We start from the raw sequence: 18,056 nt of genomic DNA on the forward strand, positions 1-18,056 counted from the left end.
GACCTGACGTGGACATGCAAGCCGTCGTGGCGCGGGGATACGGCGCGCCGGAAGTGATGGAGCTGACGCGGGTGCCCCGCCCGGTCGCCGGCCCCGGCGAGGTGCTCGTCCGGGTGGCCGCCGCGGGCACCAACCCGGTCGACGTGGTGTCGCGGGCGGGCCTGATCCCGGACTGGTTCGGCCGGCCGCCGTACATCTGGGGCTGGGACATCTCCGGCACCGTCGCGCAGGTCGGGCCTGGCGTCGTGCGGTTCGCGCCCGGTGACGAGGTGTTCGGCATGCCGAGCTTCCCCAAGATCGCGGGCGGCTACGCGGAGCACGTGGTCGCGTCCGCCCACGAACTGGCGGCCAAACCGGAGAAGGCGAGTCATGTCGAGGCTGCGGCACTGCCGTTGTGCGGGCTGACCGCCCTGCAGACGCTCGACCTGCTCGACGTGTCCGCCGGTCAGCGGGTGCTGGTGAACGGGGCCGCGGGCGGCGTCGGTCATCTCGCGGTCCAGCTGCTGAAAGCACTGGGCGCACACGTGATCGGTGTCTCGCGCGAGTACAACCACGAGTTCCTGCGCACCCTCGGCGCGGCTGAAGTCGTTGACTACCAGCAGGTCCGGGTTGCCGATGCCGTGCGCGACGTCGACGTCGTCGTCGACTGCGCGGGCGACGACTCACTCGTGGCGTCACTGCGCCGCGGCGGGGTGTTCGCCAGGGTTCCCGGCGCCGGCAACGGACCCGGCCCGCTGGACGAGGCGGCCTCGGCTGCGGGCGTGCGGGTCGTGCGGCACGTGGTCCACCCGGACGGACACGGCCTGACGCGGCTGGCTCGAGCGGTCGACGACGGTCTGCTCACCGCCGCCGTCACCGCCACGCTGCCACTGGCGCAGGCGGCCAAGGCTCACGAGATGCTCGACGGCGGCCACACCAGGGGCAAGGTCGTGCTGACCGTCGAAGCCCGGGGATGACGGTCACCGCCGGGGGGGGGGGGGGGGGGGGGCCGCCCCCCCCCCCGCCGCGCTGTCGCATCATGTGGACCATGAGCGAGCGTCTGCGGTGCGTGGTCGACCAACTCGCGATCCGCCCCGGCGAGCGGGTGCTGGAGATCGGCTGCGGCCAGGGCGTCGCGGCCACCATGGTGTGCCAGCTGCTGTCCACCGGCACGCTCACCGCGATCGACCGGTCCACGAANTCCCGAAATGCAATTCACACCACCTTTTCACCACCGGCCCTTCCGATAGGAATAATTTACGAGAACAGCTCAGCTACCAAAAAGGTTCTTTCGTCTACGAAGTGAGACGCTGAAACCGTTTCATCCAATCAAGACGTACCCAAATGATGGATTTCGCCGAACTCGCGTGACAAACTCCGAACCCTCGTCCCTCTTCCGGGAGGTGTGGTGTTCTCACTCATCGGCGACTTCCACAATTGGTGGAACGAACAGCTGCAGGCACATCCCTTTCACGTCACGCCCGCACCGCTCGACCAGCTCAAGGGCTGGTCAGCGGACCAGGACACGGGCGTCATCCGGCATCACAGCGGCCGGTTCTTCTCGGTGGAAGGGCTTGAGGTCAGCACCGACCACGGACCCGTCGAGGAATGGTCACAACCCATCATCGACCAGCCCGAGTCGGGAATTCTCGGCATCCTCGTGAAGAGGGTGCGCGGGGTGCCGTACTTCCTCATGCAGGCCAAGGCCGAGCCGGGGAACGTGAACCTGTTGCAGCTCTCGCCGACGGTCCAGGCCACGAAGAGCAACTACAGCCGCGTTCACCAGGGTAAAGCCGTGCCCTATCTCGAACATTTCCTGGCGCCGCGGCGAGGGCGAATTCTGTCAGACGTGTTGCAGTCCGAGCAGGGTGCGTGGTTCCTGCGCAAGCGCAACCGGAACATGATCGTCGAGGTCGACGAGGACGTCGAGGTGCTGGACGGGTTCTGCTGGCTGAGCCGGGAGCAGCTGGCTGCGCTGTTCGCCGTCGACAACCTGGTCAACATGGACTCGCGGACCGTGCTCGCGGGCTATCCGCTGCCCGGCACGAGTGCCGGCACGCACAACGACACAGCGAGCCTGTTGAGCTGGTTCACCGAGGCCAAGTCCCGCTACCGGCTCGAACGCAGGCGGCTTCCGCTCAACGCCGTCAAGAAGTGGATCTGGTCGCACGACGCGATCCGGCACGAGGACGACAGGTACTTCGAGGTCATCGGGGTCGACGTCGTGGCGGGCAACCGCGAGGTGGCGAGCTGGTCGCAGCCGTTGCTCGCACCCAAGCACAAAGGCCTGGTGGCGATGCTCGCCAAGCGGGTCGACGGGCAGCTGCACGTGCTGATGCGCGCGCTCACCCAGGCAGGCACCCACGACGTCGTCGAGATCGGGCCGACGGTGCAATGCGCGCCCGGCAATCACGACACCTCGCCCGCGTTCGTCGAGCACGTGCTCAAGGCGCCGAAGGAACAGATCCTCTTCGACGCGGTGCATTCGGAGGAGGGCGGCCGGTTCTTCCACGCGGAGAACCGGTATGTGGTCGTTGACGCGGGTGAGCTGGACGACGTCGGGCCGGACTTCACCTGGATGACCCTGCCGCAGCTCGCGGAGATCGCCCGGTACGGCAACCACGTCAACGTCGAGGCGCGCAACCTGTTGGCCTGCCTCATCTTCCAGCCATCCGAGGGACGCTGATGACCACGAGGGTCTGGGACTACCTGGCCGAGTACGAGAACGAACGCGACGACATCCTGGCCGCGGTCGACCGGGTGTTCCGCTCCGGCACGCTCATCATGGGTGAGAGCGTGCGGAACTTCGAGCGGGAGTACGCGGACCATCACGGCGCGAAGCACTGCGTCAGTTGCGACAACGGGACGAACGCGCTCGTGCTCGCCCTGCGCGCGCTGGGAGTCAAGCCTGGCGACGAGGTCATCACGGTCTCGAACACGGCCGCTCCCACGGTGATCGCGATCGACCAGGTCGGCGCCACGCCGGTGTTCGTGGACATCGACCCCGACACCTACCTGATGGACTCCGACCAGATAGCCGCGCACGTCACCGAACGGACCACGTGCCTGCTGCCGGTGCACCTGTACGGGCAACAGGTCGACCTGGAACCGTTGCAGCGCATCGCGGACCAGCACGGCCTCATGATCCTCGAAGACTGCGCGCAGGCTCACGGCGCGCGCCGCAACGGGGTCGTGGCAGGCACAACAGGCCACGCGGCTGCGTTCTCCTTCTACCCCACCAAAGTCTTCGGCGCGTACGGCGACGGCGGTGCCACGATCACCAACGACGACGAGGTCGCCGCGAACCTGCGCCGGTTGCGCTACTACGGCATGGAGAAGCAGTACTACGTCGTCCAGACACCCGGCCACAACAGCAGGCTCGACGAGGTGCACGCGGAGATCCTGCGCACCAAGCTGAAGCGGTTCGACGGCTACCTCGCCGCACGCCGGAAGGTCGCACAGCGGTACCAGGAAGGGCTCGGCGACACCGACCTCGTGCTGCCGAAGGTCGCGCCGGGCAACGACCACGTCTACTACCTCTACGTCGTCCGCCACCCGAAGCGCGACGAGATCCTCGAACGGTTGAAGGCCTACGACATCGAGCTCAACGTCAGCTACCGCTGGCCGGTGCACACGATGTCCGGCTTCGCCCACTTGAAGCAACGACCGCTGCCCGTCACCGAGCGGCTGGCCGGCCAGATCTTCTCCCTGCCCATGTACGCCTCACTGCCGGAAGACCTGCAGGACAAGGTCATCCACGCCGTGAGAGAAGTCCTGAAAGGGCTCTGACAATGCGAGTACTGGTCACCACCGTGGGGCTGGTGGGACACATCTTCCCGTTGGTCTCCATCGCCCACGCACTGCGCGCCGCCGGGCACGAGATCCTCTGGGCGACTCCCCAGCCTGAGCTCGTCGCGAAGGCGGGGCTGTCCGCGTTCGACCCCGCGCCAGGCGTGAACCCGATGGAGATCATCCAGTCGGTTCTGGCCAAGTACGGGCTCGGGTTCGAGATCAGCCGCGACGAGTACGCGAAGGAAGTCGAGATGGGCGGCGAGCTGCTGGCCCGGCTCGGTGAGGTCACGATCGACCGAACCGTTGCGGTGGCGCGGAACTGGCGGCCCGACCTCGTCCTGTACGACGAACTGCAGCCCGCGGGGCCGTTGATCGCGAGCAAGTTCGGGGTTCCCGCCGTCGAGCAGGTGCTCAGCGTCTGCGGTTACCGGGAGATCCGCGACGGCATGCGCCAGCACCTCGACGAGGTGTACGACCGGCACGAGGTCGTCGGTGCGCCGGAGAGGTCCGCGTTGCTCGACACCCGGCCGCCGAGCATGCGGCAGCAGGACTTCGGCGGCTGGTCGATGCGGCTCGTACCGCACAGCGGATCAAGCGTGCTGCCCGACTGGCTGCTGGAACCGCCCTCCCGGCGTCGTGTCGCGATCACGCTCGGCACCACGACCCCCGGCTTCATGGACCTGGGCGCGTTCCGCACCGTGATCGAGGCTGCGGGCCAGGTCGACGCCGAGTTCGTGCTCGCCACCGGCGACGCCGACATCTCCGGGTTCGGCGAGCTGCCGGGCAACGTGCGGGCAGCGGGCTGGGTGCCGTTGCACGCGCTGCTGAGCACCTGCGACTCGATGATCCACCACGTCGGCGGGGGCACCGCGCTCACCGGGCTCACCGCGGGCGTCACGCACCTCACCATGCCGGTGAGCGCCGACTCCTGGCAGGTCTCCGAACAGATCATCAAGCGCGGCCTCGGTCTGGAAGCCGCCGCTCCTGACGAGGTGAACGCCGAAATGATCCGCGCGGTGCTGTTCGACAAGTCGATGCGCACGGCGGCGAACGAGGTGCGGACGGAGATCGCCGCCATGCCCTCACCAGCAGACCTGGTGCCGCGACTCGAAGAACTGGCCGGCCGATGATCAACGTGTCCCAGCCGTCGCTGGGCGCCGAGGAGCTCAAGGCCGTCCAGGAGGTCTTCGCCAGCAACTGGATCGGCAAGGGCGCGCGAGTGGACGCGTTCGAGGCCGCGTTCGCCGAGCACATCGGCGTCCCGCGGGAGAACGTCGCCACCCTCAACACCTGCACCGAGGCGCTGTTCCTGTCCATGCAGCTGCTCGGCATCGGGCCCGGTGACGACGTCGTGCTGCCCACGTTGAGCTTCGTGGCACAAGCGAACGCCATCGCTGCGCACGGCGCACGCCCGGTGTTCTGCGATGTCGACCCGCGCACGCAGAACCCGACGCTGGAGGACGTCAAGGCGGCCATCACCCCGGCGACCAAGGCCGTGATGGTGCTGCACTTCGGCGGACATCCCGGTGAGGTCGCGCAGATCGCCGAGTTCTGCCGGTCCCGGAACCTCTTCCTGATCGAGGACAGCGCGAACTCCGTTGCGTCCAGAGTGGATGGTCAGGCGTGCGGGACGTTCGGCGACATCGGCGCGTGGAGCTTCGACTACGCGAAGATGGTCGTCGCCGTGGACGGCGGCATGATCTACGCCCGCGACCCCGAGCTGATCGAACGCGCCCGCAAGATCGCGTTCTTCGGCCTGGAGCAGGAGAGCAACTCCTCGCAGGCGGAGCGGCACGCGAACCGCTGGTGGGACATCGAGGTCGGCTCGTTCGGCCGGCGCACCATCATGAACGACGTGCACGCGGCCGTCGGCCATGTGCAGCTCGGCAAGCTCCCGTCGTTCGTGGCCCACAGAAAGCAGATCACCGAACGCTACAACGCGCTGCTGGCCGATGTTCCTGGCGTTGTAACGCCTCCCCCGCTGCCACCGGGGCACGAGAACTCGTACTACTTCTACTGGGTGCAGCTGCCGGAGGGCGTTCGCGACCAGGTGGCCAAGGAGCTGTACGCGCGAGGCATTTACACGACCTACCGGTACACGCCGCTGCACAAGGTCAAGGCCTACGACTCGGACGCCTCACTACCCAAGGCCGAGCAGGCCGCCGAGTGCACGCTCAACCTGCCGATCCACCAAGCACTGACGGAGTCCGATGTGGACACCGTGGTGACAGCGCTGAGAGCTGCGATGAGGAGGATCCATGTCCACTGACGAGGAGCTGCGCGCTCGCAACCGCGCGACGGTCGAGAAGTACATGCACACCAAGGGACAGGACCGGCTGCGCAGGCACGAGCTGTTCGTGGAGCACGGCAGCGGCGGTCTGTGGACCAGCGACAAGCTGGAACCCATCGTGACCACCGGCCGCGACCGCCTGGCCGAGCACGCGAAGTGGTCGCTGCGGTGCTTCCCCGACTGGGAATGGTTCGACGTCGAGGTCTTCGAGACCCAGGACCCGAACCGCTTCTGGGTGGAGTGCGACGGCCGCGGGAGGATCCTCTTCGCCGGCTACCCGGAAGGGTTCTACGAGAACCACTTCCTGCACTCGTTCGAGCTCTCCGACGGCCTGATCGTGCGCCAGCGCGAGTTCATGAACCCGTTCCAGCAGTTGCGCGCGCTCAGCATCCCGGTGCCTGAGATCCGCCGCGAAGGCATTCCCACCTAGGAGACCTCAGATGCTCCCGCCGATCACCGGTTACGCCCTGCCGACCGACCTCCCCGAGTCCGTTCCACAGTGGACCGCCGACCCGGAACGCGCCGTGCTGCTGGTGCACGACATGCAGCGGTACTTCCTCGCCCCGTTCCCCCCGCCGATGCGGGACGAGCTGGTCACGACGGTTGCGGAGTTGGTGAGCCAGGCCAGGGAGCTGGGCGCGCAGGTGGCCTACACCGCGCAGCCCGGCAGCATGACCGACGAGCAACGCGGGCTGCTCAAGGACATCTGGGGACCCGGCATGCGCGCCACCGCGCAGGACCGGGAGATCGTGCCGGAGCTCGCGCCCACCGACGGGGACTGGGTGCTGACGAAGTGGCGCTACAGCGCCTTCGCCCGGACGAACCTGCTCGAACGCTGCCGTGCGGCCGGGCGCGACCAGCTCGTGCTGTGCGGGGTCTACGCCCACGTCGGGGTGCTGACCACCGCGCTCGACGCGTACAGCAACGACATCCAGACGTTCTTCGTCGCCGACGCGACAGCCGACTTCACCGAGGACGACCACCGCATGGCACTCGGCTACGCCGCCGGTCGCTGCGCTGTTGTCACAACAGCAAAGGAGATGTTCACATGAGACCGTTCGACGAGCTGCTCTCCGGCCGCGCGGGTCCGTTCGCGCTGCTGCACCGGCCGGAGACGACCGGCCCCGGTGTGCTCGACGTCCTGACCGGCCCGGTGTCCGACCACGAGACGCTCGACGACCTGCCCGTCCACACCGGCGCGGACGTGCTCGCCCTCATCCCCTTCCGGCAGGTCACCGAACGCGGGTTCGCTTGCCACGACGACGGAACGCCACTGCTGGCCCTCACCGTCACGGCCAGAACGCAGCTCTCGCTCGCCGAGGTGCTCACCCGCCTCCCGGACGTGCCGACCCCGGTCACCGGCGGCGCGTTCGACCTCGACGACGAGACCTACGCGGGCATCGTCCGCAGGGTGATCGAGCAGAACATCGGTGCGGGCGAGGGCGCGAACTTCGTGCTGAAGCGGTCTTTCACGGCCGAGATCGGCGACTACGGCCCGCTCAGCGCGGCGGCGTTCTTCCGCCGGCTGCTGACCACGGAGAAGGGCGCCTACTGGACGTTCCTGGTGCACACCGGCGAACGGACGCTCGTCGGCGCGTCACCGGAACGGCACGTGAGCCTGAACGACGGCACCGTCGTGATGAACCCGATCAGCGGCACCTACCGCTACCCGCCGACCGGCCCGACCCTGCAGGGCGTGCTGGAGTTCCTCGAAGACCAGAAGGAGACCGACGAGCTCTACATGGTGCTCGACGAGGAGCTGAAGATGATGGCCCGCCTCTGCGAGCACGGCGGGCGCGTGATCGGCCCGCGGCTCAAGGAGATGGCCAGGGTCGCGCACACCGAGTACTTCATCGAGGGCCGCAGCACCCGTGACGTGCGGGAGATCCTGCGCGAGACGATGTTCGCCCCGACCGTCACCGGCAGCCCGCTGGAGAACGCGTGCCGCGCCATCCGCGACCACGAACCCGGTGGCCGCGCGTACTACAGCGGCGCCGCGGCGTTGATCGGCGGCGGGGGCCGGACGCTCGACTCGGCGATCCTCATCCGCACCGCGGACATCGACCGTTCTGGCCGGGTCCGCATCGACGTCGGCGCCACGGTCGTGCGGCACTCGAACCCCTCGGCCGAAGCCGCCGAGACTCGCGCGAAGGCCGCGGCTCTGGTCGCGGCGCTGGAGTCGGAGGGCACGCGACTCGGTGCGCACCAGAGCGTCCGGTCCGCGCTGACCCGCCGCAACGACACCATCGCGGACTTCTGGCTCGGCTCGCGCCCTGCCCCGCTGGCCGGGCTGGAGGGCCGCGAGGTGCTGGTGATCGACGCCGAGGACGACTTCACGGCCATGATCGGGCACCAGCTTCGGGCACTCGGCCTGCGGGTGACCGTCAGGAGCCACGCCGAGGCCCCGGACGACGCCGGCTACGACCTCGTGGTGCTGGGACCGGGTCCGGGTGACCCCCGCGATCTGACCCACCCGAGGATCGGCTTCCTGCACCGCCGGATCGCGCGGTTGCTCGCCGAGTCACGCCCGTTCCTCGCCGTGTGCCTGAGCCACCAGGTCCTCAGCCTGCAGCTCGGGCTCGACCTGCACCGCCGCTCGCAGCCGAACCAGGGCGTGCAGGCGAAGATCGACCTGTTCGGCTCTTTGGCCCAGGTCGGGTTCTACAACACGTTCACGGCTCTGAGCTCCCACGACGAGCTCGCGGTGGACGGTGTCGGCTCGGTCGAAGTCGCCCGCGACCCGGCGACTCACGAGGTGCACGCCCTGCGCGGCGCCCACTTCGCCTCCGTGCAGTTCCACCCCGAGTCCGTGCTGACCACCGGCGGTCCCGGGCTGGTCGGCGCCGCGCTGCTGAGGCTGCTGGGCTGCCCCGCCGCCATCGCCGCCTAGGGAGATCCGACGTGCACCACTACGCGGTGGCGGACGCGTTCGCCGACAAACCCTTGCACGGCAACCCGGTCGCGGTGTTCTTCGACGCCGACGACCTCACACCTGAGCAGATGCAACGCATCGCGCGCGAGACCAACCTGTCCGAGACCACCTTCGTGTTGCGGCCGTTGGAGGGCGGTGACGCGCGGGTCCGGATCTTCACGCCGGTCAACGAGCTGCCGTTCGCCGGGCATCCGTTGCTCGGCACCGCGATCGTGCTCGGTCGCGGCTCGCTGCGGTTGGAGACCGCGATGGGCATCGTACCGTTCGAGGTGTCGGACGGGTACGCCGTGATGCGCCAGCCGGTGCCGAGCTGGCGGCCGTTCGACCGGACATCGGAACTGCTCGACGCGCTCGGGGTGCCGGAACCGCCTTACCCGGTGGAGATCTACCACAACGGCCCGCGGCACGTGTTGGTCGGACTGGACAGCGTCGCCGCGCTGTCCAAAGTAGACCCGGATCACCGGGCGTTAGGTGGGTTCGAGGACATGGCGATCAACTGCATCGCGGGTGGTGGCACGCAGTGGCGCAACCGGATGTTCTCCCCCGCCTACGGGGTGGTCGAGGACGCCGCCACCGGGTCGGCGGCGGGTCCGATCGCCATTCACGTCGCTCGGCACGCTCAGGCACCGCACGGTGAGTGGGTGGACATCGAGCAGGGGGTGGAGATCGGACGGCACGCATGGATGCGGGCCCGGATCGAAGTGGGTGGGGAGCCGGGTGGCGATCGGGTGGAATCGGTCGAGGTCGGCGGACACGCAGTGGTGGTGGCCCGGGGAACGTTCCATGTCTGAGCCCGACTCATTGACCGGCGATCTCTCGGCGTCCCGCTCCGAGTCGCTGACCGGCAACGGCGCGATCCCTTTCCCCGAGTACATCGATCCACCCGCCGATCCGTTCCAACTGCTGACCTCGTGGCTGGAAGCCGCCGCCACGAACGGCGTTCGCGAGCCTCGGGCGCTGGCTCTTGCCACGGCGGACGAGCACGGACGCACATCGTCGCGGATCGTCGTGCTGAACCGGATCACGCGGTCCGGCCTGGTGTTCGCCACCCACCACGACAGCCAGAAGGGCCGGGAGCTCGCGGTGAACCCGTGGGCGTCCGGAGTCCTGTACTGGCGCGAGACCAGCCAGCAGATCACCGTCGCCGGACCGGCGCTGCTGCTGCCCGAAGCCGAAACCGACGCCATGTGGGCGGACCGCCCGCCGTTCGCCCACGCCATGACCACCGCGTCCCGGCAGAGCCGCCCGCTGACCGATGTCGAGGCCCTGCGCGCGAAAGCCCGCCGGCTCGGCTCGCAACCGTTGCCACGCCCGGAGAACTACGTCGGCTACCTGCTCGAACCGGTGGTGGTCGAGTTCTGGGCCAACGGCGTCGACCGGCTGCACGAACGACTCCGCTACGACCGCGACGACACCGGCTGGCGCGCCACGAGGCTGCAGCCGTGAGGGGAACCATGACCAGCAACCGACAAGCCGTCGAGCAGTACCTCCGCACCGAACCCGAGGCGAGGCTGAGCCGCTACCTGCTCTACACCGAGGACGGCACCGCCTCGCTGGTCAACACCGACATCGGCCGGCCGATCACCGTCCGCGGCCGGGAGAAGCTGAAGCGGCACAACGAACTCTCGTTGCAGGTCCTGCCCGACTGGCGGTGGACCGACGTCGAGATCCACGAGACACCCGGCACCATCTGGGTGGAGTGCGACGGCGAGGGCACGATCCGGTTCCCGGACTACCCGGAAGGCCACTACCGCAACCACTTCGTGCACAGGTTCACGCTCGTCGACGGTCTCATCGCGGCGAGCAGGGAGTACGCGAACCCGATCGAGCACATGCGCGCTCTCGGCATCGAGACCCCGCACATCAAACGCGATTTCATTCCAGAATGATTCAACACGGAGTGATCATGGACGCATCCCGTGCCGCACTCGACCTGGTCACCGCTGCTTGGCGGGCCCAGGTCGTGCACGTCGCGGCCACGCTGCAACTACCGGACCTCGTCGCCGCGGGCCACCGGACCAGCACGGCGTTGGCCGCTCCGACCGGTGTCGACGCCTCGGTGTTGCGCAGACTGCTGCGAGTGCTGGCATTGCTCGGTCTGTTCGAGGGCGATGACGAGAGCGGTTACACCGTCACGGCGCTCGGCGAGCAGTTCCAGGAGCGCCCAGGATCGTTGCGCGACACCTGTTTGCTCTACGGCGACGAGTTCTACACCGCCTGGGGGCACGCGGCCGAGTCGTTCCGCACCGGCGTCCCCGGCTTCGAGCTGGCGTTCGGCCGCACGTTGATCGAACATCTCGGGGAGGATCCCGGCGCGGCCGCCCGCTTCCAACGCAGCCTGCGCGCCAACAGCTTCTTCTTCGACGCCGTGCCGGACGTGATCGACTTCAGTGGTCACGTGGTGGACATCGGCGGCGGCAGCGGACAGTTGCTCTCCACCGTGCTGCACGCCGCGCCACACGTTCACGGCACCTACATCGACCTGCAGCACATGATTCCAATCGCTCGCGAGCACTTCGCCGCGACGATCGGGACGGACCGGGTCGACCTGGTCGCCGCCGACATGTTCACCGGCGAACTGCCCGAGGCCGACACCTACCTGCTGTCACGGGTCCTGGGTGACTGGTCCGACGACGAGTGCGTGCAGCTGCTGCGCAACATCCGCCAGGCCATGCCGCCCAACGCTCGTCTGCTGATCATCGAACGGGTGGTGCACGACGGCCGAACGGACCTGCTTGCCCCGTTGTGGGACCTGCAGCTGTTCGTGATCAACGGCGGAACCCAGCGTGAGTACGGCACATACCTCGGGCTCGCGGCTCGGTCTGGGTTCGAGATCAAGGAATCGCTCGATCTGCCCATGGAGAACTCCGTCCTGGTGCTGGTCCCCGGCCACCAGGAGAACTCCGCGCTCGCCCCCGGCCGTGAGGAGAAGCCATGACCACCGAAGTGAGACCAGGCCTGCTGGTCGAGCATGCCCTGGGCTACCTGTACTCGTCGGCGTTGAACACCGCCGCCCGCCTGGGCATCGCCGACCACCTCCACGACGGCCCCCGCTCCGCCGCCGAGCTGGCCGCCACCACCGGCACCCACGGCCCGCACCTGCACCGCCTCCTGCGTTTCCTCGCCACCCGAGGCGTGTTCCGCGAGGACGACGAGTTCCGCTTCCACCTGACCCCGCTGGCCGAACCACTGCGAGCGGACTCGCCGAAGTCGTTGCGGGACTTCATCCTCAGCCTCGGCGACAGCATCTACCTCGACCCCGCCCGCCGCCTGCACGACACCGTCCACTCCGGACAACCGGTGTTCGAGGAGATCTTCGGGGCGCCCTTCTACAGTTACCTGGCCGGCGATCCGGTGGCAGGCCCGGCATATGACTCCGGCATGGCCGCCTTCTCCAAGCTGGTCAGCAACGACGTCACCGCCGCCTACGACTTCCCGGAGAACGCCACGGTCGTCGACATCGGCGGTGGCCGGGGCGGCCTGCTGCGCAGCATCCTGCTCCAGCACCCGAAGCTCACCGGTGTCCTGTTCGACCTGCCCACCACCGTCGAGCACCACGTCCTCGACGAACCCGCGCTGGCCGGGCGCTGGAGCGTGGAGAGCGGCGACTTCTTCGAGAAGATCCCCGCAGGCGACATCTACCTCCTCAAGCACGTCTTCGCCAGCTGGCCGGACGCCGACTGCGCACGACTGCTGGCCGCGTGCCGCGCAGCCATCTCCCCCAACGGAAGGATCCTCGTCATCAACGGCGTGATCCCGCCCGGCAACGACCCCCACCCCGGCAAGACCATCGACATCCTGATGATGACTCTCCTCCACGGCAAGGAACGCACGCTGCCCGAGTACGAGTCGCTGATCACCGAAGCCGGGTTCACGGTCAGCCAGGTCATCCCGGTCTCCCCGAACGCCACCATCATCGAGGCGGTATCCGCATGACGATCGACGCCCTGCTCACCACCATCGCGGACCGCCGCGCCGAGTTCACCGCACTGCGCGACCTGCCGCGCGAGGTGATGGACGAGTTCCGCCAAGCAGGCATCTACCGCGCCGCGACACCGCAGATGTTCGGGGGCGATGCCTTGCCTCCCGCCGAGTTCCTGCGCCTGGTCGAACGCATCGCCGAGGTCGACGGATCAGCGGGCTGGATGGCGGCCATCGAGGTCGCCAAGATCTACCTGACCGCGCTGCCGCTGGAAACCCAGGCCGAGCTGTACAAAACAGGCCCGGACATCGTCTTCGCGGGCGCGCTCTTCCCCCTGCAGCCGGCCGAACGCGTGCCCGGCGGGTTCAAGATCTCGGGCCGCTGGCGGTTCGCCAGCGGCTGCACGAGCGCCGACTTCCTCGCCGTCGGCATCCAGACCGACGACGGCCCCCGGCTCGCGGTGCTGCGCCCGGAGGACGCCGAGATCGTCGAGAACTGGGACGTCATCGGCCTGGAGGGCACCGGAAGCCACGACCTGCAGGTGAACGGCGTCGTCGTCACCGACGAGTGGACCTTCGCCCGCGGCGGCCGCTCGAACGTCGACGAGCCGCTGTACCACTACCCCGCCGTCCCCTACGCCGCGCAAGCGCTCGCGGCCGTCAACCTCGGCATCGCCAGAGCCGCCCTGGACCACGTGATCCACATCGGTTCAGTCCGCAGTGGACACACCGGCGCGCCGCGGCTGGCCGACCGGCCGCACGCCCGGATCACAGTCGGCAAGGCCGAAGCCGCACTGCGGTCCGCCCGCGCCTTCTTCTACGAGGTGACCAACGAGGTCCCGAAGCAGGCAAGCACGATCCGCCTCGCCGCGAGACATGCCGCGGAGGTCGGCTTCGAAGTCGTGCGCACCGCCTACGGCCTCAGCGGCATCGCGGCGATCAGCAACGACCACCCGCTGCAGCGCTACCTGCGGGACGCCTCGGTGGTGCCGCACCACGCGTTGCTCACCGAGAGCGTCTACGACGAGGCGGGATCAGCGTTGATGGAATGACCCCTTGTCGAGAACGATCTCCAGCGCGGGACCGTCCTTCGGCGTGAACCTCCCGTGCGCCAACGGAATCCCGACCGCCGCAGCGAGCCCGAGCAGCTTCACGTCGGTGAGCGACTCGATCGCGGACCCCAGGTCCGCGGCCGCCCGGCGAGCAGCGGCCACCGCACTCACGTAGACCACCAGCCCGGCCACCGCGGCAGGCCACCAGAGCAGCCCGACGAGGAGGTACCCGAGAGACCACGCGGCACGCAAAGCCGCTGCGGTGTAACGATCCCACGCGAGCTGGGTCATCGCCCGTTCGTCCGCGGTGGACAGGTGCCACAACCGGGGCCAGACCCGCACCAGGGCGACCCCGTACTGGGCTGCGACCCGTTGCTCGGCCAGCCGGATGTGATCACCGATCCTGGTGGCACGGGCAGGGAGGTAGCGCTCGGGAACGTCATGCCCATCGGGAGCGGCAGCGCGAACCCGACGGATCCGGCGACTCAGCAACGGACGCAGCAACAGCATCGACAACCGGCCACGACCGGTCCACAGACGAGCGATCGGCCGGCTGACCTCCGCGGCGATCCCGGCGCACGCGGTGGCGACCATCGCGCCGACCCCGGCGACCACCGCCAGCTGGACGTTCTGCTTCGGCACCACGATCTCGCCGAGCCGCTTGCCCAGCGCGGCGAAGTCGAGCGCGGGGACCGCGTGCACCCACCACGAGAAGGCCAGCACGATCGCGAACAGCACGCCGGGGAGGGCGAGCAGGTTGATCCAGCGTTCGGCGAGTTTGGTGCCCAGCCCGGGCAGCAGTTTGTCCACTAAGGACCGAGCCGGTGGGTGGACGGGGTCATCGGCTGGTCGTCGAGGTTGCACCAGGGTTCGGTCGCGTCCTGGCCGCGGCCGCGTTCCGGGCAGATGAACCGGGGGCAGGAGAACCGCTGCCCGATCGGCGCCGGATCCCACAGCTCGCGCAACCCCGCCGCACCGTCGGCGCGTTCGGTGGGGTTGTCGAGCATGAGGTTCTGCATCGCCTCCGTGGCGGACCTGCCGTCCTTGACCGCCTGGATCTCGGCCTCCAGCTCGCGGCGCCACCCCAGCTTGTCGGCCTCCGCTCGCAGCTTGGGCAGCCGGTCGCAGAACCACGCGTGCGCGAGCAGACCCTTTTCAGGGCGCGGCGGCGGTTCAGGTTGTTGTTTGCCACGGCGGAAAAACGACATCGACTCCCTCTCTTGCGAACGAACGGTATCAAGGCCCGATGTGCACGAACGGCGCCCAGCGGGCCGGGTCGTCCGGCGCCACCGTCCTCAACCGCCGCTGCGCCTCGTGCAGGGCGAGCGCGGACGGGGCGTCGTCGAGCAGGTGGGTGTAGAAGTCGTCGGCCACGACCGGGCCGTCGTCGCTGCGGATGTTCCACAACGTCCCGATCACGTGCGAGAACCCTTGCAGGTGCAGTGCTGCGGCCGGGTGCAGGGCCTCGTCGAGGTTCTGCGAGTCGGGCACGGCGGTGACGCAGGCGGACAGGAACGCGACCTCGTTGCCTCCGAGGTCGAGTCCGGCGAGCTCGTCGATGCCGAGGCTGCCGTCGTGCAGGACGAGTCCGCGCAGGTCGCCGTGGCTCGCGAAGTGCGCCCAGGTGCTGCCCGGCAACGCGTCCTTGACCGCGGCGACCGTGGCGTCGCGTTCGGCGAGCCGGGTCGCGCCGGGGATCCGTGCGGCGATCTGCTCGGCTTCCTGGTCCGCGTGCGGCAGCGCGGCCCACGTCGTGCCGTCGGGTCGCGGCGGGGTGTCGTGCAGCGACGTGATCAGCATCGTCGGCTCGGTGGTGCGCGGCCGCTCGCCGAGCCGGGCGTCCAGCAAGGACCAGAGACTCGGCGTGTACGAGGACACCACCTCGTCCAGGACGGCGTTTCCGTTGCGTGCGGCCAGGTGCATCGGCACGGAGGTCAGCGCGCCGGTCGGGCACCACCAGATCCGCCGGTCCTCCCCGAGGTGCGGTTCCACGGCGGCCAGCACAGGTGCCGCGACGGCGTCCCACAGCCGGGGTGCGATGGCCCGCGCGTTCATCCGGCGTGCCTCGGCGTGCAGCAGACCCTCTGCCCACGCCGCCGCGTCGGCTTCGGTGAGGTCGGGCAACGGCACGTGCACCGGGTCGTGATCAGCAAGGACGATGATCGCGTCGCACTGCGCGGGAGTGGTGGTGACCAGCACGACCGGCCCGCCCCTGGCTGCCTCCCGCAGTTCGGCGAAGCGGATCTCGTGCCCGAACGCCTGCCGCTGCACGATGCCGTCCCACTCGCGGGCCAGCTCCGCCCGGCTCACGGCCTGCCGGTGCACCGCCAGGACGTCCTGCTTCGAACCGGACTCCGAGTAGTTCGGCTGCTGCAACGCTTTCCGGATCTCGGCGAGCCGGGGCGCGTGATCACCGGCGTCGGCCACCCGCAACTCGCGCACCTGCCACCAGATGACGGTGCGGCCGAGCTCCAGCAGCTCGACGGCCCGTTCGACCCGCCCGGACATCAGGGCCAGCGCGGCGACGGAGCTCGGGGTGAGCAGGGAGCGGCGCAGGACGGACTGCCGGTCGGCCCGGCTCAGACCGAGTGACGCGGCCTCGACCACCAGCCGCAGGACCTGGTCCAGGTGCGTCATCGCGCCGTCGACGTCGCCGCTCTCCAACGCGCGGAAGCCTTTCACCGTCGCTGCCTGGTGCGCGAGCTCCCACGGCGGGTCGGTCAGGGCGTCCACCCTGGCCAGCGCGTCGAGCAGTTCCGGCGAGTCGTCGTTGTCCATGTGGGCGAGCACGGCCAAGTGGACCCTCAACACCTCCGGGTCGTCCTCGCCCGGTTCGCAGAGCAGCCCTCTGGTGCACCCGAGGGCCTCCTCCAGGTCGGCCTGGTCGTGGCTGAGCTCGTGACGGCGGAGCAGGGCGGCGGCCAGCCTCATCTCGTCGCCGTCGTGGTCGCGGAAGGTGGCGATCGCCTCGTCGAGGTCGCTGCCGTCGGCGAGCAGCAGGATCGCGCGCGTCCGCCGGGCTTCGTCCGGGCTGATTCGAGCCGCCTCGTCGACGAGATCATGGGCGCGGACCAGGTCACCCGGCTCGTCGCGCAGGTGCAGGGCGTCGGCGAGGATCAACGAGATCTCGGCGCGCCGGCGGCGGGAGGTGATCAGCGGCGGGCGTCGCCGGATCCCTTCGAGCAGCCGGATCGCCACGTCGAGGTGGGCCCGCGAGTCCGTGCGCCGGTAGGTCTTCACCAGCGTCCGGGCGAACTGGCACCGTTCGTCGGCGTCGTACAGGCTCGGCGAGAACACGTGCAGCAGGCTCGGTTCTTCGAGTGCTGGGATGAGGGTCATCGTGCGCAACATGGCGTCGTCGACGGATTCTCCGCCGTCCAGCTTGGCAGCCTGCATCTGCGCCATCACGGTGACGACGACCTGGTTGCGGTACGGGCGGGCCGTGAGCTCCTTCTCCAGCCGGGCGACCCTGGCCTCGATCTGCTCGGGCGTGAGGGCGCCGCCGTTGAAGATCTTGAGCATCCCCAGCCACCCGAGCATGCGGGGGATGTGGTCGATCATCCACGGCCCGATCACCGCGAAGTACACCGTGGCGACGAAGATCGTGCCGAAGATGGTCACCGTCAGCGGCACGTCCAGGAAGAAGCCGAGGGCCAGGTAGGTGCGGAAGCTGACGTTGCCGGTGGTCACGTGGATCGCGTAGCTGATCGTCAGGCACAGTGCCGGGAGCGCGGCGAGCACGGCCGTGCCGAGACCCACGACCACGGGCCGTTCGCGCAGCGCCCGCCAGCCGACCTTGATGTCCGAGACGTGGCCGCGGAAGCCCATCACCATGACGCCGAGGAAGCTCAGCAGCAGCAACGGATAGCCGGCCACCATGAACGCCGGCGGCGCGGTGAGCTTGAGGCGGCGCCCGGTCTCGGGGTTGATCACGTAGCCGAAGTTCCCGAACACGCTGTCCTCGGGCAGGAACGCGAGGGTGTACCGCCGCCAGCCGATCCAGATGCCCCACGCCGCCACCGCGACGGCGACGGCTGTGAAGCGCACCCGGAACCCCATCGGTCCAGCTTCGCAGATCTTGCTCGGCCAA

General features: G+C 69.0%; 17 protein-coding genes. 14 read left to right on the top strand and 3 right to left on the bottom strand.

Annotated features, from left to right (window positions below):
• Positions 1 to 14 precede the first annotated feature (14 nt).
• The 14 genes from LFM09_RS12500 to LFM09_RS12565 all read left to right on the top strand — a co-directional run bounded on the left by LFM09_RS12500 (position 15) and on the right by LFM09_RS12565 (position 13,966).
• Complete coding sequence (locus tag LFM09_RS12500) at positions 15 to 956, top strand: NADP-dependent oxidoreductase (RefSeq protein WP_414096595.1); 942 nt, start codon at positions 15 to 17, stop codon at positions 954 to 956.
• Between the two features lie 431 nt (positions 957 to 1,387).
• Positions 1,388 to 2,665, top strand: a complete 1,278-nt coding sequence (locus LFM09_RS12505; RefSeq protein ID WP_414096560.1) for an NDP-hexose 2,3-dehydratase family protein — start codon at positions 1,388 to 1,390, stop codon at positions 2,663 to 2,665.
• Positions 2,665 to 3,768, top strand: coding sequence for a DegT/DnrJ/EryC1/StrS family aminotransferase (locus tag LFM09_RS12510; RefSeq protein WP_414096561.1), 1,104 nt, complete (start codon positions 2,665 to 2,667; stop codon positions 3,766 to 3,768). Before LFM09_RS12505 ends, LFM09_RS12510 begins: the two co-directional genes overlap by 1 nt.
• A 2-nt stretch (positions 3,769 to 3,770) precedes the next feature.
• On the top strand, positions 3,771 to 4,901 hold the full coding sequence (locus tag LFM09_RS12515) for a nucleotide disphospho-sugar-binding domain-containing protein (protein WP_414096562.1): 1,131 nt from the start codon (positions 3,771 to 3,773) through the stop codon (positions 4,899 to 4,901).
• Positions 4,898 to 6,040 (top strand): DegT/DnrJ/EryC1/StrS family aminotransferase, encoded by a 1,143-nt coding sequence (locus LFM09_RS12520; protein ID WP_414096563.1) that lies wholly within the window; start codon positions 4,898 to 4,900, stop codon positions 6,038 to 6,040. The genes LFM09_RS12515 and LFM09_RS12520 overlap by 4 nt, the downstream gene beginning before the upstream one ends.
• Positions 6,030 to 6,491, top strand: coding sequence for a PhzA/PhzB family protein (locus LFM09_RS12525; RefSeq protein WP_414096564.1), 462 nt, complete (start codon positions 6,030 to 6,032; stop codon positions 6,489 to 6,491). Before LFM09_RS12520 ends, LFM09_RS12525 begins: the two co-directional genes overlap by 11 nt.
• 10 nt (positions 6,492 to 6,501) lie before the next feature.
• Positions 6,502 to 7,113, top strand: coding sequence for an isochorismatase family protein (locus LFM09_RS12530; RefSeq protein ID WP_414096565.1), 612 nt, complete (start codon positions 6,502 to 6,504; stop codon positions 7,111 to 7,113).
• Positions 7,110 to 8,951, top strand: a complete 1,842-nt coding sequence (locus LFM09_RS12535; protein ID WP_414096566.1) for an anthranilate synthase family protein — start codon at positions 7,110 to 7,112, stop codon at positions 8,949 to 8,951. Before LFM09_RS12530 ends, LFM09_RS12535 begins: the two co-directional genes overlap by 4 nt.
• Positions 8,952 to 8,962: 11 nt before the next feature.
• Entirely contained in the window at positions 8,963 to 9,784 is an 822-nt protein-coding gene (locus LFM09_RS12540; RefSeq protein ID WP_414096567.1) for a PhzF family phenazine biosynthesis protein, read from the top strand.
• A complete protein-coding gene (gene phzG, locus LFM09_RS12545) occupies positions 9,777 to 10,439 on the top strand; it encodes a phenazine biosynthesis FMN-dependent oxidase PhzG (protein ID WP_414096568.1) in 663 nt (220 codons plus the stop codon). The genes LFM09_RS12540 and phzG overlap by 8 nt, the downstream gene beginning before the upstream one ends.
• 8 nt (positions 10,440 to 10,447) lie before the next feature.
• Complete coding sequence (locus LFM09_RS12550) at positions 10,448 to 10,882, top strand: PhzA/PhzB family protein (RefSeq protein ID WP_414096569.1); 435 nt, start codon at positions 10,448 to 10,450, stop codon at positions 10,880 to 10,882.
• A gap of 17 nt (positions 10,883 to 10,899) precedes the next feature.
• Entirely contained in the window at positions 10,900 to 11,931 is a 1,032-nt protein-coding gene (locus LFM09_RS12555; RefSeq protein ID WP_414096570.1) for a methyltransferase, read from the top strand.
• Positions 11,928 to 12,929 carry a methyltransferase gene (locus tag LFM09_RS12560; protein ID WP_414096571.1) on the top strand — a complete coding sequence of 334 codons (1,002 nt, stop codon included), beginning with the start codon at positions 11,928 to 11,930 and terminating at the stop codon, positions 12,927 to 12,929. The genes LFM09_RS12555 and LFM09_RS12560 overlap by 4 nt, the downstream gene beginning before the upstream one ends.
• Positions 12,926 to 13,966, top strand: a complete 1,041-nt coding sequence (locus LFM09_RS12565; RefSeq protein WP_414096572.1) for an acyl-CoA dehydrogenase family protein — start codon at positions 12,926 to 12,928, stop codon at positions 13,964 to 13,966. The genes LFM09_RS12560 and LFM09_RS12565 overlap by 4 nt, the downstream gene beginning before the upstream one ends.
• Here the strand turns inward: LFM09_RS12565 and LFM09_RS12570 are convergent.
• The 3 genes from LFM09_RS12570 to LFM09_RS12580 are packed head-to-tail and all read right to left on the bottom strand — an operon-like array spanning position 13,949 to position 18,025.
• On the bottom strand, positions 13,949 to 14,776 hold the full coding sequence (locus LFM09_RS12570; RefSeq protein WP_414096573.1) for a hypothetical protein: 828 nt from the start codon (positions 14,774 to 14,776) through the stop codon (positions 13,949 to 13,951). The two genes, LFM09_RS12565 and LFM09_RS12570, sit on opposite strands and share 18 nt — an antisense overlap.
• The gene (locus LFM09_RS12575) at positions 14,776 to 15,174 is read right to left on the bottom strand and encodes a hypothetical protein (RefSeq protein WP_414096574.1); all 399 of its coding nucleotides are present in this window, start codon (positions 15,172 to 15,174) and stop codon (positions 14,776 to 14,778) included. The genes LFM09_RS12570 and LFM09_RS12575 overlap by 1 nt, the downstream gene beginning before the upstream one ends.
• A 28-nt stretch (positions 15,175 to 15,202) precedes the next feature.
• Positions 15,203 to 18,025, bottom strand: a complete 2,823-nt coding sequence (locus LFM09_RS12580) for a CHAT domain-containing protein (protein WP_414096575.1) — start codon at positions 18,023 to 18,025, stop codon at positions 15,203 to 15,205.
• Positions 18,026 to 18,056: the final 31 nt, after the last annotated feature.

This window comes from Lentzea alba (genome assembly GCF_047445655.1).
Lineage (GTDB): Bacteria > Actinomycetota > Actinomycetes > Mycobacteriales > Pseudonocardiaceae > Lentzea > Lentzea alba_A.

Excerpts from the sequence above, each read along its gene's own strand:
- LFM09_RS12500 (WP_414096595.1), top strand. The coding sequence starts at position 15 with ATGCAAGCCGTCGTGGCGCGGGGATACGGCGCGCCGGAAGTGATGGAG.
- LFM09_RS12510 (WP_414096561.1), top strand. The coding sequence starts at position 2,665 with ATGACCACGAGGGTCTGGGACTACCTGGCCGAGTACGAGAACGAACGC.
- LFM09_RS12575 (WP_414096574.1), bottom strand. The coding sequence starts at position 15,174 with ATGTCGTTTTTCCGCCGTGGCAAACAACAACCTGAACCGCCGCCGCGC.
- LFM09_RS12580 (WP_414096575.1), bottom strand. The coding sequence starts at position 18,025 with ATGGGGTTCCGGGTGCGCTTCACAGCCGTCGCCGTCGCGGTGGCGGCG.
- LFM09_RS12560 (WP_414096571.1), top strand. The coding sequence starts at position 11,928 with ATGACCACCGAAGTGAGACCAGGCCTGCTGGTCGAGCATGCCCTGGGC.
- LFM09_RS12565 (WP_414096572.1), top strand. The coding sequence starts at position 12,926 with ATGACGATCGACGCCCTGCTCACCACCATCGCGGACCGCCGCGCCGAG.
- LFM09_RS12535 (WP_414096566.1), top strand. The coding sequence starts at position 7,110 with ATGAGACCGTTCGACGAGCTGCTCTCCGGCCGCGCGGGTCCGTTCGCG.
- LFM09_RS12550 (WP_414096569.1), top strand. The coding sequence starts at position 10,448 with ATGACCAGCAACCGACAAGCCGTCGAGCAGTACCTCCGCACCGAACCC.
- LFM09_RS12530 (WP_414096565.1), top strand. The coding sequence starts at position 6,502 with ATGCTCCCGCCGATCACCGGTTACGCCCTGCCGACCGACCTCCCCGAG.
- LFM09_RS12555 (WP_414096570.1), top strand. The coding sequence starts at position 10,900 with ATGGACGCATCCCGTGCCGCACTCGACCTGGTCACCGCTGCTTGGCGG.
- LFM09_RS12525 (WP_414096564.1), top strand. The coding sequence starts at position 6,030 with ATGTCCACTGACGAGGAGCTGCGCGCTCGCAACCGCGCGACGGTCGAG.
- LFM09_RS12520 (WP_414096563.1), top strand. The coding sequence starts at position 4,898 with ATGATCAACGTGTCCCAGCCGTCGCTGGGCGCCGAGGAGCTCAAGGCC.
- LFM09_RS12515 (WP_414096562.1), top strand. The coding sequence starts at position 3,771 with ATGCGAGTACTGGTCACCACCGTGGGGCTGGTGGGACACATCTTCCCG.
- phzG (WP_414096568.1), top strand. The coding sequence starts at position 9,777 with ATGTCTGAGCCCGACTCATTGACCGGCGATCTCTCGGCGTCCCGCTCC.